This window comes from Paraburkholderia bengalensis (assembly GCF_037126505.1).
GTDB lineage: Bacteria > Pseudomonadota > Gammaproteobacteria > Burkholderiales > Burkholderiaceae > Paraburkholderia > Paraburkholderia bengalensis.
The window spans coordinates 24,577-42,153 of sequence record NZ_JACFYJ010000070.1; the positions used below are offsets into that span (position 1 = coordinate 24,577).

Annotated in this window: 11 protein-coding genes and 4 pseudogenes; 13 read left to right on the forward strand and 2 right to left on the reverse strand. The window is 64.1% G+C overall.

The window, feature by feature from the left end; genetic code table 11:
* The first annotated feature begins 205 nt into the window (after nucleotides 1-205).
* The gene (gene cspD, locus H3V53_RS30735; protein WP_017776809.1) at nucleotides 206-412 is read left to right on the forward strand and encodes a cold shock domain-containing protein CspD; all 207 of its coding nucleotides are present in this window, start codon (nucleotides 206-208) and stop codon (nucleotides 410-412) included.
* Between the two features lie 95 nt (nucleotides 413-507).
* Here cspD and H3V53_RS30740 read toward each other — a convergent pair whose 3' ends face one another.
* Nucleotides 508-2,181, reverse strand: a complete 1,674-nt coding sequence (locus H3V53_RS30740; RefSeq protein WP_336601075.1) for a multicopper oxidase family protein — start codon at nucleotides 2,179-2,181, stop codon at nucleotides 508-510.
* 142 nt (nucleotides 2,182-2,323) lie between these two features.
* Between H3V53_RS30740 and H3V53_RS30745 the strand changes: the two genes are divergently transcribed.
* On the forward strand, nucleotides 2,324-2,611 hold the full coding sequence (locus tag H3V53_RS30745) for a hypothetical protein (protein WP_336601076.1): 288 nt from the start codon (nucleotides 2,324-2,326) through the stop codon (nucleotides 2,609-2,611).
* Nucleotides 2,612-2,911: 300 nt separating this feature from the next.
* Here the strand turns inward: H3V53_RS30745 and icd are convergent, their stop codons facing one another.
* A complete protein-coding gene (gene icd, locus H3V53_RS30750) occupies nucleotides 2,912-4,168 on the reverse strand; it encodes an NADP-dependent isocitrate dehydrogenase (RefSeq protein ID WP_336601077.1) in 1,257 nt (418 codons plus the stop codon).
* 303 nt (nucleotides 4,169-4,471) lie between these two features.
* Here icd and H3V53_RS30755 point away from each other — a divergent pair, with 303 nt between their 5' ends.
* The 11 genes and pseudogenes from H3V53_RS30755 to H3V53_RS30810 form a co-directional block, all read left to right on the forward strand.
* Nucleotides 4,472-5,041, forward strand: coding sequence for a pseudouridine synthase (locus H3V53_RS30755; RefSeq protein ID WP_336601078.1), 570 nt, complete (start codon nucleotides 4,472-4,474; stop codon nucleotides 5,039-5,041).
* A 417-nt stretch (nucleotides 5,042-5,458) separates the two neighbouring features.
* Nucleotides 5,459-5,653, forward strand: coding sequence for a hypothetical protein (locus H3V53_RS30760; protein ID WP_336601079.1), 195 nt, complete (start codon nucleotides 5,459-5,461; stop codon nucleotides 5,651-5,653).
* Nucleotides 5,654-5,797: 144 nt separating this feature from the next.
* The gene (locus tag H3V53_RS30765) at nucleotides 5,798-6,313 is read left to right on the forward strand and encodes a DUF192 domain-containing protein (protein WP_336601080.1); all 516 of its coding nucleotides are present in this window, start codon (nucleotides 5,798-5,800) and stop codon (nucleotides 6,311-6,313) included.
* 258 nt (nucleotides 6,314-6,571) lie between these two features.
* Nucleotides 6,572-8,677 (forward strand): elongation factor G, encoded by a 2,106-nt coding sequence (gene fusA, locus H3V53_RS30770; RefSeq protein ID WP_336601081.1) that lies wholly within the window; start codon nucleotides 6,572-6,574, stop codon nucleotides 8,675-8,677.
* 353 nt (nucleotides 8,678-9,030) lie between these two features.
* On the forward strand, nucleotides 9,031-9,540 hold the full coding sequence (locus H3V53_RS30780) for a cupin domain-containing protein (protein WP_336601085.1): 510 nt from the start codon (nucleotides 9,031-9,033) through the stop codon (nucleotides 9,538-9,540).
* Between the two features lie 33 nt (nucleotides 9,541-9,573).
* Entirely contained in the window at nucleotides 9,574-10,590 is a 1,017-nt protein-coding gene (locus H3V53_RS30785; protein ID WP_336601082.1) for a HoxN/HupN/NixA family nickel/cobalt transporter, read from the forward strand.
* Nucleotides 10,591-10,877: 287 nt separating this feature from the next.
* Entirely contained in the window at nucleotides 10,878-12,563 is a 1,686-nt protein-coding gene (locus H3V53_RS30790) for an ABC transporter substrate-binding protein (protein ID WP_336601083.1), read from the forward strand.
* Nucleotides 12,564-12,594: 31 nt separating this feature from the next.
* Nucleotides 12,595-13,604: pseudogene (locus H3V53_RS30795) on the forward strand (ABC transporter permease).
* 107 nt (nucleotides 13,605-13,711) lie between these two features.
* A pseudogene (locus H3V53_RS30800) lies at nucleotides 13,712-14,511 on the forward strand (ABC transporter permease).
* Nucleotides 14,508-16,602, forward strand: a pseudogene (locus H3V53_RS30805) (ABC transporter ATP-binding protein). Before H3V53_RS30800 ends, H3V53_RS30805 begins: the two co-directional pseudogenes overlap by 4 nt.
* Nucleotides 16,603-17,168: 566 nt before the next feature.
* Nucleotides 17,169-17,577 (forward strand): annotated as a pseudogene (locus tag H3V53_RS30810) (hypothetical protein); the annotation flags it as partial.

Genomic DNA, 17,577 nt, shown 5'->3' on the forward strand with positions numbered 1-17,577 from the left:
GTTCTTTACAACGAACAATTGAGCGTCTCAAAATTTTCTTGACACTCGAATAAAGAGCCTCAACAATCAAGCTGGCACTTTTTTCAATAAGCGGTCTATACGAAAAAATGCCGTTGGTGAGCTTGTGAGGAGGGACGACTGCATCCCGCGGTCGTTGAGCTTTTCGAGGGCTCGTGGCAGCTTTTGAGTTACAGGGGAAGTTGGTATGGCAACTGGTACGGTCAAGTGGTTCAACGACGCGAAAGGTTTCGGATTCATTACGCCCGACGAAGGCGGTGAGGATCTGTTTGCGCACTTTTCGGCTATCCAGATGAACGGTTTCAAGACCCTCAAGGAAGGCCAAAAGGTGAGCTTCGAGGTCGTTCAAGGCCCGAAGGGCAAACAGGCATCGAACATTCAGGCTGCTGCCTGATACCGTTCGGTTCCGCGCCTTGGAAAACCCGGCTTTATGCCGGGTTTTTTCGTTTCTGGCGTGAGCAACGCGTCTATCGATAACTACGGCAGCGATCAGACAACCTTGAGGGTCGCCATCATGCCGAGATCTTCGTGTTCCAGTATGTGGCAATGGAACATGCGCTCGCCGGCATCGCGTTGAACCGTCGCGATGCACACGACCTCGCCCGGCTGGACGTTGACGGTATCCCGCCATGCGAGAAACGGTTCGGCCGTGCTCGCCCCGCCCCGCTCCCGCGCGATCACCTGAAACTGCGTGCCGTGCAGATGGAAAGGATGATCCATGTCGGTGCGATTCTCGATCGACCAGACTTCCACTTCGCCGCGACGGCTGGTCAGCGCGATGCGCGACGGATCGAAGCTCGCGTCGTTGATCATGAACCGCATGCCGGCCGGCAGCGCCGACATCGACGCGCCGGGCCGGTGCATCGCCGACATATCCATGGCTTCCGTGAATACCACCGATTTTTGCGGCGTCGGACTTCCTGTTTCAATCGTGTGACCGCTCGATGACAGCAGCGGCGCGATCGGACGCAGCGTTGCGGGCACCGCGGGGGCCGCTGCCGACGCGCCCGGCTCGAAGCGGACATCGGCGAGCGGTTTCGCCGGATCGGCGGGCAGGCTGCCGCCTTTCGTCATCGTCATCTTGCGGCGGTCGTATGCGGCGGCGGTCAGCACGGCCGCCGCGGGCTGCGCGCCCGCGCGCACGATGATCTCGGCGCGCTCGCCGGGCGCGAGCAGCAGTTCCGTCAAGCCGTCGCGGGGCGCAGCAAGCAGGCCGCCATCGGTGGCGACCTGCGTGAAGGTCAGCGTGTCGCCCAGCGACAATCTCAAATAACGGGCATTGCACCCATTCCACAGACGCCAGCGCTCGTCCTGCGCAACGATGATGCGCGGCCGGCGCGCGCCGTTCACCAGCACGAATTGCCCTTCACGGCCGTTCATCCAGTCCATCATGTCGTTCGGCGCGACGGAGCCGTCGCTTGCCAACTTTAGGTCGGAGAAGAACAGATGGCGCTCGGGGAATGCGGCGAGCGGGTCGTCGGCGGCGCGCACGACGATCGGCCCGGCCAGCCCGCGAAACACCTGCTCCGCCGACATCATGTGCGGATGCGGGTGATACCAGTATGTGCCGGCGCTGCCGGGCGGCAATGTGAAGCGATACACGTGGCTCGCGCCGGGCGCGACGGGGCTGGTGGGATTGCCGTCCTGATCGGGCGGGACGGGCAGGCCGTGCCAGTGGATCGTCGACGGCTGCGGCAGCCGGTTGACGAAGCGGATTTCGACGGTATCGCCTTCGCGCACGTCGATCAGCGGACCGACTAGCGGGCCGGACAGCGGGCCGGCAGTGCGGGAGGAAGTCGGCCCTTGCGGCGCATCGCCGTATAGCCACATCGCGGTCGGATGCCCCGGCATCAACTGGCGGCGCTCGGGCTGTGCGACGAGCGTCGCGCGAAATACGCCCGGCTCGCTGCTTTCGTTCGCGAGCTTGCGCAACGCGGCAAGCGGCGCGCCTGCGGGCAAGGCCGTTTCGGGGGCGAGCGCGGCCGCTTTCTGGCCGGCGGGCGGTCTCGGGTGAGACGGCGACATTCCCGGCATGTCGTCCATATCCGACATGCCGGACATGCCGTGCATGTCGTGCATCGAGTGCTGCGCGAAGACGTTGCGCGCAAAAAGCGACGCGACGGCGACGCTCAACGTGCGAGCGAGAAAATCCCTGCGAATCATGGATCGGTTCCTTGCTGATGCGGCGCGGCAATCAGGCGATCGCGCGGACCGCATGAATCGTGTGACGACGGGCGTGAAGGATTGACTCACGCATCGGTTCGGGTAGCGCTAGCTGAAAGCGCCGACACGACACGTTCACGCGATGGGCGGCCGCACGGGCGGTGCGCGTGTGACGCTGGCGCGCGCGGCATCGCTGACGGCCTTGGGCCGTTCCGTCGACGCGACCCGCGCGGGCGGGGCGACACCCGACACCAATCCGCTGCAATGCGCACCGCAATGCGCGCCGCACGCCGTGATGCAGCACAGCGAGTGGTCGCGCTGGCAAGGAGAACCCGATCCGCTCATGTCCATTGACACGGCGCAATGCGGCGCCGCCTGGCTGGCGCGCCACGGCGCGTGGATGCCCGTGGCCCGAACCGGCGCAGAGTGAGGCTCGCACGCCGGCGCGCCCTGCACCCCGGACAAGGCGAGCAAGAGCGCGACGACAATGCGTGCGCAGAAATTGCGCCAGAGCTTCATCACGTCTGCGAACAGAAAATGTGCGATAACCCGCGAAACAAGCGATGCGAAAACAGGGAAAGGAATCGCCCGATCATAACGCAGCCCGGTTCGCCGCGTTGATCGCGCGAACGCGAACGTGAAACGCAGGCTCAAGACGAAACCCCGGCGGGCCTGCGCACGCCGGGGTCCCGCTCAAGGCACAACCAGCACACGATCAGGCGGACGGCGCCTACATGTTGTCGATCATCACCTGGCCGAAGCCCGAGCACGACACCTGCGTCGCGCCTTCCATCAGGCGCGCGAAGTCGTACGTGACACGCTTGGACAGAATCGACTTTTCCATCGACTTGATGATCGCGTCCGCCGCTTCCGTCCAGCCCAGATGCCGCAGCATCATTTCCGCCGACAGGATTTCCGAGCCCGGATTCACGTAGTCCTTGCCCGCGTATTTCGGCGCGGTGCCGTGCGTCGCTTCGAACATCGCGACGGTATCCGACATGTTCGCGCCCGGCGCGATGCCGATGCCGCCCACCTGCGCCGCGAGCGCGTCCGAGATGTAGTCGCCGTTCAGATTCAGCGTCGCGATCACGTCGTATTCGGCGGGACGCAACAGGATCTGCTGCAGGAACGCATCGGCGATCACATCCTTCACGACGATGTCGCCGCCCGTCTTCGGATTTTTCAGCTTCATCCACGGGCCGCCTTCGATCAGCTCCGCGCCGAACTCTTTCTGCGCGAGCGCGTAGCCGTAGTCGCGGAATGCGCCTTCCGTGTACTTCATGATGTTGCCTTTATGCACCAGCGTGACCGTGCGGCGATCGTGGTCGATCGCGTACTGGATCGCCTTGCGCACGAGACGCTCGGTGCCTTCGCGCGATACCGGCTTCACGCCGATACCCGACGAATCGGGGAAGCGGATTTTCTTCACACCCATTTCGTCGCGCAGGAACTGAATGACCTTCTTCGCTTCGGGCGAACCCGCCGGCCACTCGATACCCGCGTAAATGTCTTCCGAGTTCTCGCGGAAGATCACCATGTTGACCTTCTCCGGCTCGCGCAGCGGCGACGGCACGCCCTTGAAATACTGCACGGGACGCAGACACACATACAGATCGAGCTCCTGGCGCAGCGTGACGTTCAGCGAGCGGATGCCGCCACCGACGGGCGTCGTCAGCGGTCCCTTGATCGACACAATGTATTCCTTCACGGCCTGCAGCGTTTCGTCCGGGAGCCATACATCGGGACCATAGACTTTGGTCGCCTTCTCGCCCGCGTAGATTTCCATCCAGTGGATCTTCTTCTTGCCGCCGTAGACCTTTTCGACAGCCGCATCGACGACCTTGATCATCACGGGCGTAATGTCGACGCCCGTGCCGTCGCCTTCGATGTACGGAATGATCGGCTGGTCGGAAACGTTGAGCGAGAAATCCGGGTTGACTGTGATCTTGTCACCGTCTGCCGGAACCGTGATGTGCTGATACGCCATGATCGGACTCCAGTGATAGCTGTGCTGTGAGAACAGGTTGGAATTGCGAAACCGGGGCGCCCTTTCTTGTCGCGCGAGCCAAGGCGCTACGCTGCTGCGGGATGCCGGTGCAGCAGCGGCCAGGCGGCTATTCTAGCCCACGTCCGGCAGACCTCGTGCCTGGCACGACCACTGATACGCCCAAATGCAGCGCCGGCATCCGAAACACAAATCCGATGTCCTATATCTTATATAAGACATAAGAATGGCCGAACTCGATTATGCATTAGAATCCCGCCTTCTGGCATCACGCATCGTCCGCGCATGACCCTGCTCGCTCTCAACAAACCGTTCGGCACGATCTGCCAGTTCTCGCCGCACGAAACGCGCGCGTCGCTCGCCGACTGGGTGAAGGTTCCCGGCGTCTATCCCGCTGGCCGTCTCGACTCCGATAGCGAGGGCCTGCTGCTGCTCACCGACGATGGCGCCTTGCAGGCGCGCATCGCCGAGCCGCGGCACAAGTTGATCAAGCGCTATTGGGCGCAAGTGGAAGGCGTGCCGGGCGCGAGCGATCTGAAAATACTCGCGCGCGGCGTCGATCTCGGCGACTATGTGACGCGTCCGTGCCGCGCGGAATTCGTCGAACCGGGCGATGCGCTGTGGGCGCGCACGCCGCCCATCCGCTATCGCGCCGCGATTCCGACAACGTGGATCGAGTTGTCGATCACCGAAGGCAAGAACCGGCAAGTGCGCCGCATGACGGCGGCTGTCGGCTTTCCGACGCTGCGTCTCGTGCGCGTCGGCGTCGGCGCGCTCGATATTTTTTCGCTCGGCCTGCAGCCCGGCGAGAGTACGGAACTGCCGCCGCGCGCGCCGTGGGACGGCCGCGCATAGCAAGCGACACCCCTATGAAACGCGCGTCACCGGGTGGCTAAGCCGTTGTATCGACATTGCTTTTTTATTCGATTGCGCCGTTTGAAAAATGGTGGCGAAACGACGCACGCGGATTGAATGCGCCTCTGAATGCGCCTCTTTATCGCATCTCAAAAAATTCCTCGAAAATTTCGTCAACCGTGTCGTCGCGTCACGCGTTATTCGACGCAGATGCCGCTGAAGCTGTCCGGCATTCAGCCTCAAGAGCCTTTGAAACAAGCCGCTCCAACGACGTGTACGAAGGTGTCTGAACGCTCGCAGCCGCAAAGAAAATTTCTTCGATGCGGATGTCAACCGAAAGGATGACGGCACGTTTAACGACATGACTCAATCTAACCGGGTCATTGGGTTAATTAACTAAAGCTGAGGATTCACACAATGAACAAACTGATCGCCGCTCTGGTCGCTGGTCTCTTCGCAACGGCAGCATTCGCACAAGCTTCGGCACCGGCAGCAGCTTCGGCAGCTCCCGCAGCAGCAGCTTCGTCGCACAAGGCAACGAAGAAGGTTTCGCACAAGAAGTCGCACAAGAAGGCAGCAGCTCCCGCAGCAGCATCGGCAGCTTCGGAATAAGTTTGTCGCAATAACGCAGTCAAGAATTTGCAGTATTGCCGTTCTTACGGCGTTGAAAGGCAGATGGCCGCAGGGCTCTCTGCCTTTTTGTTTTTGACGCGCTCGCGTAACATTCGCGGTTCATATTCAGCAAGGAGCTACGTCGTGCGATTTTCACTGCGCCCGTTGATCGCGCGCTTCGCGATTGCCATTGCATTGCCCATTGCCGCATTGTCGGCCGTTTCGCTTGCCGCGCTGTCCGCGCAGGACGCTCACGCGCAGCAGCTGCCTCAGGGTGCAAAACAGGCTGGCGATTTTCCGCGCGCGAAGCTGAGCGCGGGCATGTTCGTGATCGACGCCGCCGTCGCAGCGAACGATGCCGATCGCGAGCAAGGCCTGATGTATCGCACGCAACTTGCGCCGAATGAAGGCATGCTGTTCGTGTTCGGCGAGAACGCCGTGCATTGCTTCTGGATGAAGAACACGTTGATCCCGCTGTCGATCGCGTTCATGCGCGCGGACGGCACGATCACCGACATCGACGAGATGCAGGCGGAAACCACCAACAACCATTGCCCGCGAAACAACGGCGTATATGCGCTCGAAATGAGCAAGGGCTGGTTCGAGTCGAAGGGCATCAAGCCCGGCATGAAGATTCAGGGTCTGCCCGCGCCGCAATAGGCGTCGCGCGAACCGTTCACGGTCGCCGCTTCATGACGAGCCGGCGCAGCCGCAAGGCGCGCCGGCTTTTTTGCGTCCGCTGCGCCGCAACGCGCCCGCAACGCACCGCCGGGCGCGCGCTGGCAGGATTCCTGCAAAAGCCGGGGCGACACGCTATTCTTATAGTCTCACCAGCAGCACCGAGTCGTCCGGGCCCCCGCAGCAACCAGGCGGAAAGTCCGGCGCCATTTACCGGCGCGCCTACTCATGGAGGTTCACGTGCCCCGCAAGACTCCTATCGAGCGATATCGGAACATCGGTATCAGTGCTCACATCGATGCCGGCAAGACCACCACCACCGAACGCATTCTTTTCTACACCGGCGTGACCCACAAGATCGGCGAGGTTCACGACGGCGCGGCCACGATGGACTGGATGGAGCAGGAGCAGGAGCGCGGCATCACGATCACATCGGCGGCCACGACGGCCTTCTGGAAGGGCATGGCCGGCAACTATCCGGAGCACCGGATCAACATCATCGACACGCCGGGGCACGTCGACTTCACGATCGAAGTCGAGCGCTCGATGCGCGTGCTCGACGGCGCGTGCATGGTGTACGACTCGGTCGGCGGCGTCCAGCCGCAGTCGGAAACCGTATGGCGTCAGGCGAACAAGTACAAGGTGCCGCGTATCGCGTTCGTCAACAAGATGGACCGCGTCGGCGCGGACTTTTTCCGCGTGCAGAAGCAGATCGGCGAGCGCCTGAAGGGCGTGGCCGTGCCGATCCAGATTCCCATCGGCGCGGAAGAGCATTTTCAGGGCGTGGTCGATCTCGTGAAAATGAAGGCGATCGTCTGGGACGACGAGAGCCAGGGCATCAAGTTCACGTACGAAGAGATCCCCGACAACCTGAAGGAACTCGCGCACGAGTGGCGCGAAAAGATGGTCGAGGCGGCGGCGGAATCGAGCGAAGAGCTGCTCGAAAAGTACCTCACCGATCACGAGAGCCTGACGGAAGACGAGATCAAGGCGGCGATCAGAAAGCGCACCATCGCGAACGAAATCGTGCCGATGCTGTGCGGCAGCGCGTTCAAGAACAAGGGCGTGCAGGCCATGCTTGATGCCGTGATCGACTATCTGCCGTCGCCCGTGGACGTGCCCGCCATTCTCGGCCACACCGAGGACGACAAGGAAGCGGAGCGTCATCCGAGCGACGACGAGCCGTTCTCCGCGCTCGCGTTCAAGATCATGACGGACCCGTTCGTCGGTCAGCTGATCTTTTTCCGCGTGTACTCGGGCGTGGTCGAATCGGGCGATACCGTCTACAACCCGGTGAAGGAAAAGAAGGAGCGCCTCGGCCGCATTCTTCAGATGCACGCGAACGAGCGCAAGGAAATCAAGGAAGTGCGCGCGGGCGATATCGCGGCCGCCGTCGGCCTGAAGGAAGCGACCACGGGTGACACGTTGTGCGATCCGAACAACATCATCATCCTCGAACGGATGATCTTCCCTGAGCCGGTGATCTCGCAGGCCGTCGAGCCCAAGACGAAAGCCGACCAGGAGAAGATGGGCATTGCGCTCAATCGTCTCGCGCAGGAAGACCCGTCGTTCCGCGTCAACACCGACGAAGAATCCGGCCAGACGATCATCTCGGGCATGGGCGAGCTGCACCTGGAAATTCTCGTCGACCGGATGAAGCGCGAGTTCAATGTCGAGGCCACCGTCGGCAAGCCGCAGGTCGCCTATCGCGAGACGGTGCGCACCAAGGTCGAGGACGTCGAGGGCAAGTTCGTCAAGCAGTCAGGCGGACGCGGCCAGTACGGTCACGCAGTGATCTCGCTCGAACCCGATCCGGGCAAGGGCTACGAGTTCATCGACGCGATCAAGGGCGGCGTGATTCCACGCGAATTCATTCCGGCTGTCGACAAGGGCATTCAGGAAACCTTGAAAGCAGGCGTGCTCGCGGGCTACCCCGTGGTGGACGTGAAGGTGACGCTGACGTTCGGTTCGTACCACGACGTCGACTCGAACGAGAACGCGTTCCGCATGGCCGGCTCGATGGCGTTCAAGGACGCGATGCGCAAGGCGAAGCCCGTGCTGCTCGAACCGATGATGGCCGTCGAAGTCGAAACGCCGGAAGAGTTCATGGGCAACGTGATGGGCGACCTGTCGGGCCGCCGCGGCATCGTGCAGGGCATGGAGGATATCGCCGGTGGCGGCGGCAAGCTGGTGCGCGCGGAAGTGCCGCTGGCGGAGATGTTCGGCTACTCGACTTCTCTTCGTTCGCTGACGCAAGGGCGTGCTACTTACACGATGGAGTTCAAGCAGTACGCTGAGACGCCGACGAATGTGTCGGAGGCGATTATCAATTCGAAGTCGAAGTAGCTGTTTCTTTTTTTTGTTGTGCGGGCCCGTTCTTTTGAGCGGGCCTTTTTTATGTCTGCTATTTACGCTGGCATGCGCGAGTTGCTTTGCGCTGCTCTTGTGTTGCCACGGTGCCGAGCGGCAGCTGGTTTTCCAAAGAATGATGTCCAGGTGCTGCGGACACCTTACCAGATCCCCTTACGGGCGACGCGGACACCCAGATATCGCATGGTTCCAGTGGCGGTGATGACTTCGCCGCCGTGGTCCGTGGTGTCGCCGAAGGCGCAACGCCGATACCAGCAAACCCCAAAAACAAAAACGTTTTTGACCATGCCAGAATAAACGACGATCAAAGTGGGCAAAGGAGACGAGTAATGAGCACCGACAAAGATCCAACACCAACCCCGGCCGATCACCCCAAAACAGACTGGCGCGAACACGGCGTCAAGGTCATCAAAGGCGACCAGCTCGACACGAACACACCGCAAACGCCCGGCATGAACCGCGCCGCGGCGATCAACGCGGCCCGCGCCGGCGCGCAAAAGTTATGGGCGGGCACCGTGACGATCCATCCGAATGCGAAGACGGGCGCGCATCATCACGGCGCGCTCGAAAGCGTCATCTATGTCGTGCGCGGTCAAGCGCGGATGCGCTGGGGCGAGCATCTGGAATACACAGCGGAGGCCGGTCCCGGCGACTTCATCTTCGTGCCGCCGTACGTGCCGCACCAGGAGATCAACGCCAGCACCGACGATCCCCTCGAATGCGTGCTGGTGCGCAGCGACAACGAAGCCGTCGTCGTGAACCTGAACATCGATGCCGTCGAGCAGCCGGAAACCGTGTACTGGGTCGATCCCATCCACAAGCATCCGCACGATCACTGAACGCAAGCCCAAAGCCGACGCCGCCCTCACGATATGACGCCGACCTCTTCGCTACGCCCTCGCCTCGTCACGCTGTACGCCGGACTGATTACCGCGAATCTCGCTGCGTGGGCGTGGGCGCTGATCGCGTTTCGCGACTATCCGCTGCTGCTTGGCACGGCGCTGCTCGCGTATGGCTTCGGCCTGCGCCATGCCGTCGATGCCGACCACATCGCCGCGATCGACGCCGTCACGCGCAAGCTGATGCAGCAAGGCAAACGTCCGCTCGGCATCGGGCTCGCGTTCTCGCTCGGGCATTCGAGCATCGTGATCGCCGCGACCGTCGGCATTGCATTGACGGCGCTGTCGCTGCAGGGACGTTTCGAAGCGTTTCACGCGGTCGGCGGCACGATCGGGACGATGGTTTCGTCATGCTTTCTGCTGGTGCTCGCTGCCGTGAACCTCACGATTCTGCGCGACGTCTGGCGCCGCTACCGGCACGTGCAGCAAGGCGGCCAGCTGACGCCCGAAGAAGCGTCGCGCGGCGCGCCCGCCGGTCTGCTGTCGCGCGCGCTGAAGCCGCTCTTCCGGCTCGTGACGAAAAGCTGGCACATGTACCCCGTCGGCGTGCTGTTCGGCCTCGGTTTCGACACGGCGACGGAAATCGGCCTGCTCGCGATCGCCGCCGCCGAGGCCGGCAAGGGCCTGCCGCTCTACTCGATCCTCGTCTTTCCCGCGCTCTTCACGGCGGGCATGACGCTCGTCGATTCCACCGACAACGTGCTGATGGTCCACGCATACAGCTGGGCGATGGACGACCCGAAGCGCAAGCTCTACTACAACGCGAGCATCACGTTCGTGTCGGCGGTGGTCGCGATCGCGATCGGTGGCATCGAGGCACTCGGCTTGCTAGCCGACACGCTCGGACTAAACGGCGGCGCGTGGGACGCCGTCGCGGCCGTCAACGAGCGCTTTGGCCTGCTGGGCTACGGTATCGTCAGCGTGTTCGTGCTGTGCTGGATCGGCTCGATCCTGTTCCATCGCTGGCGCAGGCCCGCCACGCCGCGCTGAGCGCACAGCGCGCAAGCGCGCGACGGCGGCGCCCGCTGCCGGGGCACCGAAACAGCCGCCACAGCAGCCACCACAGCACGCACCGCGCGCGGCCAGACGCACTGCGCCGTTGTGCGCGCGACACAACCGCGCCGCCGATTCGTCTGAAGGCAAGCGTGCGCGGGCGCAATTGCTCCCAATCCGGAGGCAATCGCTTAAACTGGTCCCGCATCGTCGTCGCAGAACCACCGCAGCGCCTCGCGCGAAAGCCGGCGGCGTCCCAACAGAACGGATCGGACCCACTATCGATGAAGAATTCCGCGGACCCGCGCCTCGCACCTGACCTTGTCGAACCGCTCGACGTGGAGGCGACGCGCCGCAGCGCCGACGCCCTCGGCCATCACGCCCTCGACGAATTTCTGGCTGGCCGCGTCACGCGGCGCGAACTGCTGCGCTACGCGAGCGTGATCGGGATGTCGCTCGCGGTCGGCGGACTGCTCGTGCCGCGCAGCGCCCGCGCGCAAGCGGCCGCTGGAGTCAACGCAACGATCCGCGTTGCCCATCTGATGCCCGCGGGCGCCGTCGATCCGATGACGGTCACCGATTCCGCGAGCCTCTGCCTGCTGAACCAGACGGGCGAGTTCCTGATCGACGATGACGGCGAAAAGCAGACGCTGCGGCCTTCGCTCGCGCTGTCGTGGAAGCCGAACGACAAGGGCGACGTGTGGACTTTCAAGCTGCGCGAGAACGTCAAGTTCCACGACGGCCAGCCGTTCACCGCGAAGGACGTCGCCGCGACCTTCGACCGTCTCGCCGATCCCGCTGCAGGGTCCGCTGCGCTGTCCACGTTGAAGGGCGTGCTGTCGAAGGGCGGCACGAAGGTCGTCGACGATCACACCGTCGAGTTCCATCTCGACGCGCCGAACGGCAACTTCCCGTACTACGTTTCGTCCGATAACTACAACGCGATCATGCTGCCCGCGAACTACGCTGGCGGCTACGAAAAGACCTTCATCGGCACGGGACCGTTCAAGCTCGAAAAGTATCAGGCGAAAGTGGGCGCATCGTTCGTGCGCAATCCCGACTATTGGGGCGAAAAAGCGCTGCCGCAGCGCGTGCAGTTCACGTTCTATGCGGACCAGCAGGCGCAGATTCTCGCGCTACAAGGTCATCAGGCGGACGTGATGCCCACCTTCACCGTGCAGGGCGGTCAGGGGCTCATTAACAATCCCGGGTTCAAGGTGGTCGGCGTGAAGTCGAGTGCGCACCGGCAGATTCACATGCGCGTCGACAGCCCGCAGTTCAAGGACAAGCGCGTGCGCCAGGCGCTCGCGCTGTCGCTCGATCGCGAGGTGATCGTCAAGGGTCTCTTCAAGGGCCGCGCGCAGGTCGGCAACGACAGCCCGTTCGCGCCCGTGTTTCCGTCGTCGGATGCAGGTGTGCCGCAGCGCAAGATCGATGTTGCGAAGGCAAAGCAGCTGCTCGCGCAAGCGGGCGTGCCGAACGGTTTCGACGTCACGCTCACGACCGAAAAGTTCATGGAGATTCCCGACCTTGCCGTCGTCGTGCAGAACTATGCGAAGGCGGTCGGCATCCGCGTCAATCTGAAAGTGGAGAGCCAGTCGCAGTATTACGGCGCGGGTACGCCGGGCAAATCGGACTGGCTCGATTCGCCGCTCGGCATCACCGATTACGGCAGCCGCGGCGTGCCGAACGTGTTCCTCAACGCGCCGCTGTCGAGCTCGGGTACGTGGAACGCTGCGCATTTCAAGAACCCGCAGTATGACAAGCTGGTCGCTGATTACGTGGCCGCACTCGATCTCGCCGCGCAGAAGAAAGTCTCCGCGCAGATCCAGACGCTGCTGCTCGACGAAACGCCCGTGGTGTTCCCGTTCTTCTACGATCAGCTGATCGCCGCGCGCAAGCAGCTGAACGGCGTGCGCTTCACCGCGATCGCGCAGCTGTATTTCGATCGCGCGACGCTCACGGCCTGATCGCGCGCCACGCCGCGAGCAAGGAACCTCGATGTCGTCCACGGTTACCACGCCTACCGTCGCTCGCGGCCAGTCCGGCGCGGCGCGTGTCGCGCGCTTCGTGGCGACGCGCGTCGGGTTGTCGCTGATCACGCTGTGGCTGCTGGTCGTGTCGTGTTCGCGGGCGGCCAACTGCTGCCCGGCGACATCGGCCGCGCGATCCTCGGCCCGCTCGCCGATGCGCGCGCCGTCGCCGCGCTCAATCATCAGCTCGGCGCGGACCGGCCGCTTCTCACGCAATACATGCAATGGATCACGCACTTCGTGCGCGGCGACATGGGGCTGTCGTACGCGTTTCGCGAGCCCGTCGCGCCGTTTATCGGCAGCGCGCTGGCGAACTCCGCGAAGCTCGGTTTGCTCGCGTTCGTCGTGGTCGTGCCGCTCGGCATCGCGGGCGGCGTGTGGGCCGCGATGCATGCGGGACGCTGGCTCGATCGCACGATCAGCATCGCGGGCTTGTCGGCGACGGTCGTGCCTGAATTCGTTTCGTCGATCGTGTTGATACTCGTATTCGGCGTGTGGCTGCAGTGGCTCCCCATCGACGCAACGTGGCCGCCCGGCGCAAGCCTCTTCACGCAGCTTCGTCATCTGATCCTGCCCGTGCTGCCGCTCGTGTTCGTGTTCTTCGGCTACATCGCGCGGATGGCGCGCGCGGGCACCGTCGAGGCGCTGGATGCCGACTACACGCGCACCGCTATTCTGAAGGGCTTGCCGCCGCATATCGTGATCGGCCGACACGTGCTGCGCAACGCATTGCTGCCGACCATCACCGTCGCCGCGACGCAGCTCGGCTACATGATCGGCGGGCTCGTCGTCGTGGAGACGCTGTTTCACTATCAGGGCATCGGCTCGCTGATTTACAACGCGGCCAAAGCCAAGGACTTCCCGATGCTCGAAGCGGGCGTGCTGACCATCGGTGTGGTGTATACGGTCGCGAATCTCGCCGCCGATGCGCTGTATGTGCTGCTCAATCCGCGTCTGCGCGTGAGGAGCGCCGAATGAGCGCGACGCTTCCCTCGCCGGCTTCCGGCTCCGGTCCCGGCTCCGGTCCCGGTTCCGGTCCCGGCACGCCGCCGCGCGCGAAAGACAGCCGCTTCGACGCGTTGCGCATGCTGCTACGTTCGCCGACTTTCATCGTCGGCGCGGTGATCGTGCTGTGGTGGATCGCGTGCGCAATCGCGGGCACGTGGATCGCGCCGCTCGATCCGTTCGCATCCGATCCGCTGAACTCACTCGCGCCGCCCGCGCATGGCCACTGGTTCGGCACCGATCAACTCGGCCGCGATGTGCTGTCGCGCGTGATCGTCGGCGCGCGCGACATCCTCACCATCGCCCCGCTCGCCACCTTGCTCGGCACGCTCGCGGGCACCGCGCTCGGGCTCGTGGTCGGCTACTTCGACGGCTGGGTCGACAACGTGGTCGGCCGCGCGACGCGCTGCTCGCGCTGCTGCTCGCGCTGCTCGCGCTGCTCGCGCTGGCGGCCGTGGGCGCATCGAATCTGACCGTGATTCTCGTGATCGGCATCACGTTCACCCCAATTACGGCGCGCACCGTGCGCGCCGCGGTGTTCGCGGAACGCCATCTCGACTACGTGGCGGCCGCCCAACTGCGCGGCGAGAACGCGCTCTACATCATGTTCGCGGAGATCCTGCCGAACGTGCTGCCGCCCATCATCGTCGAAGCCACCGTGCGGCTCGGCTACGCGATCTTCGCGGTCGCGACGCTGTCGTTTCTCGGCTTCGGCATCCAGCCGCCATCCGCCGACTGGGGCCTCGCGCTGTCGGAGTCGTACACGCTGATGGCGGGCGGCGCGTGGTGGACCGTCGTGTTCGATGCCGCCGCGATTGCGTCGCTGGTGGTCGGCGTGAACCTGATCGCCGATGCCGTTCAAGGAGCCGTCGACGCATGAACGGACGGTCGCCACCTGTGCCCCCCGCTTCGTTTCCCGCCTTCGACGTCTCGAAGAGCGAGCAGTCCGATGCCCTCACCGTCGTCGGCTTGACGGTCGCGTACCGCACGCGCGGTCGCGAGCGCGAGGTGCTGCAGGACGTGTCGTTTCGCATCCGGCGCGGCGAGTCGTATGGGCTTGTCGGCGAATCAGGCTGTGGAAAATCGACGGTTGCGATGGCGACGCTGCGCTATCTGGCGCGCAACGGCCGCGTGAAGGCGGGCCGCATTTCAATTGCGGGCAGCGACGTGCACGCGCTCGACGCCGCCGCGTTGCGCGAGATGCGCGCGAATCAGATTTCGATGGTGTATCAAGACCCGTCGCGCGCCCTCAATCCGTCGCTGACGATCGCGCGCCAGGTCGCCGAAGCATTTGAAGCATCGGGCGCGACGCATGACGAAGCACTCCGGCAAACAGCCGACATCTTGCGCAAGGTTCGCATCGCGGAACCCGAGCGCGTGATGCACAGCTATCCGCATCAGTTGTCGGGCGGCATGCAGCAGCGCGTCGTCATCGCGATGGCGCTCGCGTCGAAACCCGCTCTGCTGATCCTCGACGAGCCGACCACGGGCCTCGACGCCACCGTCGAAGCCGAAGTGCTCGATCTCGTCGCGCAACTGCGCGCGGAGTTCCACACGGCTGTGCTGTTCATCAGCCACAACCTCGCGGTGATCGGCCGGATGTGCGAGCGCGTGGGCGTGCTGTACGCGGGCAAGCTTGTCGAGGAAGGCGCGACGCAGGATGTGTTCGCGCGGCCGCGTCATCCATACACGGTCGGCCTGCTGCGCTGTCTGCCGACGGTCGGCCGCAGCAAGGACGTCGAGCGGCTCGACACGATCGCGGGCAGCCTGCCGCAGCCGGGTTCCGTCACGCAGGGCTGTGTCTATGCGGAGCGCTGCCGTCTCGCCGACGAGCGTTGCCGCCGCGAAGCGCCGCCGCCGTATCGCGTGAGCGCCGCGCATGGCGACCAGATGGCGCGCTGTCACTATCACGAGCGCGCCATCGAACTGCCGCGCGTCACGGCTGCCGACGTGCCCACGCAAGCGCGAAGCGTGCGCAATGCGAAGCCCGTGCTGCGCGCGCAAAACGTATCGAAGACCTTCCACATCGCGGGCGCCGCGCTGCGCGCCGTCGACGACGTGTCGCTCGAACTCGCCGAAGGCGAAACGCTGGGGCTCGTCGGCGAATCGGGCAGCGGCAAGACGACGCTCGCGAAACTGCTGCTCGGTCTCGTGTCGCCCGACGCGGGCAGCATGATCGAACTCGACGGCACGCCGTTGCCGCCGCGCGTCACGCGTCGCAACGACGATCAGGTGAAGTCGCTGCAGATCGTGTTCCAGAATCCGGACTCGGCGCTCAACCGCGCGCATTCCGTGCGAAGGCTGATCGGGCGCGCGCTATTGCGGCTGTCGGCGCTGCGCGGCGACGCGCGCGAGCGCGCTCGCGTCGCTCGCGCAAGCCGTGCGGTTGCCCGACCGCTATCTGCCTTCGCGCACGCGGCAACTGTCGGGCGGCCTGAAGCAGCGCGTCGCGATTGCGCGCGCGTTTGCGGGCGATCCACGCATCGTCGTGTGCGACGAGCCGACCTCCGCGCTCGACGTGTCCGTGCAGGCCGCGATCCTCAATCTGCTTGCCGACCTGCAACGCGATCGCGGCGTGAGCTACGTGTTCATCTCGCATGACCTGAACGTCGTGCGCTATCTGTCCGATCGCATCGCGGTGCTGTACGTCGGGCGGCTGCTCGAAATCGGGCCGGCCGCCGCCGTGTTCGACGGGCCGCATCATCCTTATACGGAAGCGCTGCTGTCGTCGGTGCCGTCGCTCGACAGCGAACCGGGCGCAGCGACGCACACGCAACGCATCCGGCTCTCGGGCGAATTGCCGAGTCCCGCTGCGCCGCCTTCGGGCTGCGTCTTCCAGACGCGCTGCCCGCGCAAGATCGGTGCGATCTGCGAGCAACAAGACCCGCCCTACGCCGATGCCGGCAACGGTCACGGCATCCGCTGCCACATTCCTGTCGATGAGTTGCGCGCGCTGCAGCGGCGCAACTGAAACCGGCTTTATCGAACGCCGCGCGGCAACGCACACCCGCTTGAAACGAAATGCCGCGTGAATCGCGGCGCGCGTTTCAGGTGCGAAACGTTTTTCGCGCGTTTCGATGCGCGTGCAACGGGACCGACGCGCCGATGCCACGCGCGACGGGCGTCCGCGCGCAATGGCATGGTTATCGCTAAATGACAGTCACGCATGGGACGCCGCCGGTATCGACGAAGTCCTCGGGCACGCGGCTTTCGCGCCGTGACACGAGCGACGCAACGGCGCATAGAAAGGACAGCCGATCGGGCGGACCATGCGATCTCGCACGCGGCGAGGCGCCACAAGTCGATGACGACGGGCGCCGCGCACACACGAGAAGCCGGAGACAGCGAAGTGGCAGGCAAGGCGCGCCACGCACAACATGCCGTCGAAAAAGGCATGCGAGGCGATCCGGCACGCCGACGAGCGCAAGCTCGATTCGCCGTCAAGCGGCCCGGCGCGCACGAACAAGCGAATACAGACTACAAGCAGTGGACATGAAATGACGGCTTGCCGGACCGTCGTTTCGTCGGAGGGGTGCGATGAGAACCAGAACATTTGATACGTACTACTACCTAACACTACGGGGTACGGCAATCTTCGCAGTTGGCGCGGGGACTTTCATGGCGGCCCAGTTCGTTCAGGCCGCATCCGCCGAGGAAGTGGTTCCGAAGTGGATCGTCACAGCCGATGCCACCCTGCCTGCCAGCGGGGCGTCGGCTGCGACGCAACCTGCCGTCGACGACACGGCATCGACGGGCGCACAACCAGAATCGACGACAGCCGCGGACGACGCGGCATCCGTGTTCCTTCTCAAGACATGTGTCGGCAACGCCGGCGACTGCGCGCCCAACGGCGGACGCGGGAGCGGCAACAGCAGCGGCGGTGCGAGCGCGAGCGCGTCGGGTTCGTCGGGTTCGTCGGGCGCCGCATCGGGCAGCGGCGGCTTCG

Excerpts from the sequence above, each read along its gene's own strand:
- H3V53_RS30785 (WP_336601082.1), top strand. The coding sequence starts at position 9,574 with ATGACGCCGACCTCTTCGCTACGCCCTCGCCTCGTCACGCTGTACGCC.
- H3V53_RS30780 (WP_336601085.1), top strand. The coding sequence starts at position 9,031 with ATGAGCACCGACAAAGATCCAACACCAACCCCGGCCGATCACCCCAAA.
- H3V53_RS30745 (WP_336601076.1), top strand. The coding sequence starts at position 2,324 with ATGGGCGGCCGCACGGGCGGTGCGCGTGTGACGCTGGCGCGCGCGGCA.
- H3V53_RS30790 (WP_336601083.1), top strand. The coding sequence starts at position 10,878 with ATGAAGAATTCCGCGGACCCGCGCCTCGCACCTGACCTTGTCGAACCG.
- icd (WP_336601077.1), bottom strand. The coding sequence starts at position 4,168 with ATGGCGTATCAGCACATCACGGTTCCGGCAGACGGTGACAAGATCACA.
- H3V53_RS30755 (WP_336601078.1), top strand. The coding sequence starts at position 4,472 with ATGACCCTGCTCGCTCTCAACAAACCGTTCGGCACGATCTGCCAGTTC.
- cspD (WP_017776809.1), top strand. The coding sequence starts at position 206 with ATGGCAACTGGTACGGTCAAGTGGTTCAACGACGCGAAAGGTTTCGGA.
- H3V53_RS30760 (WP_336601079.1), top strand. The coding sequence starts at position 5,459 with ATGAACAAACTGATCGCCGCTCTGGTCGCTGGTCTCTTCGCAACGGCA.
- H3V53_RS30740 (WP_336601075.1), bottom strand. The coding sequence starts at position 2,181 with ATGATTCGCAGGGATTTTCTCGCTCGCACGTTGAGCGTCGCCGTCGCG.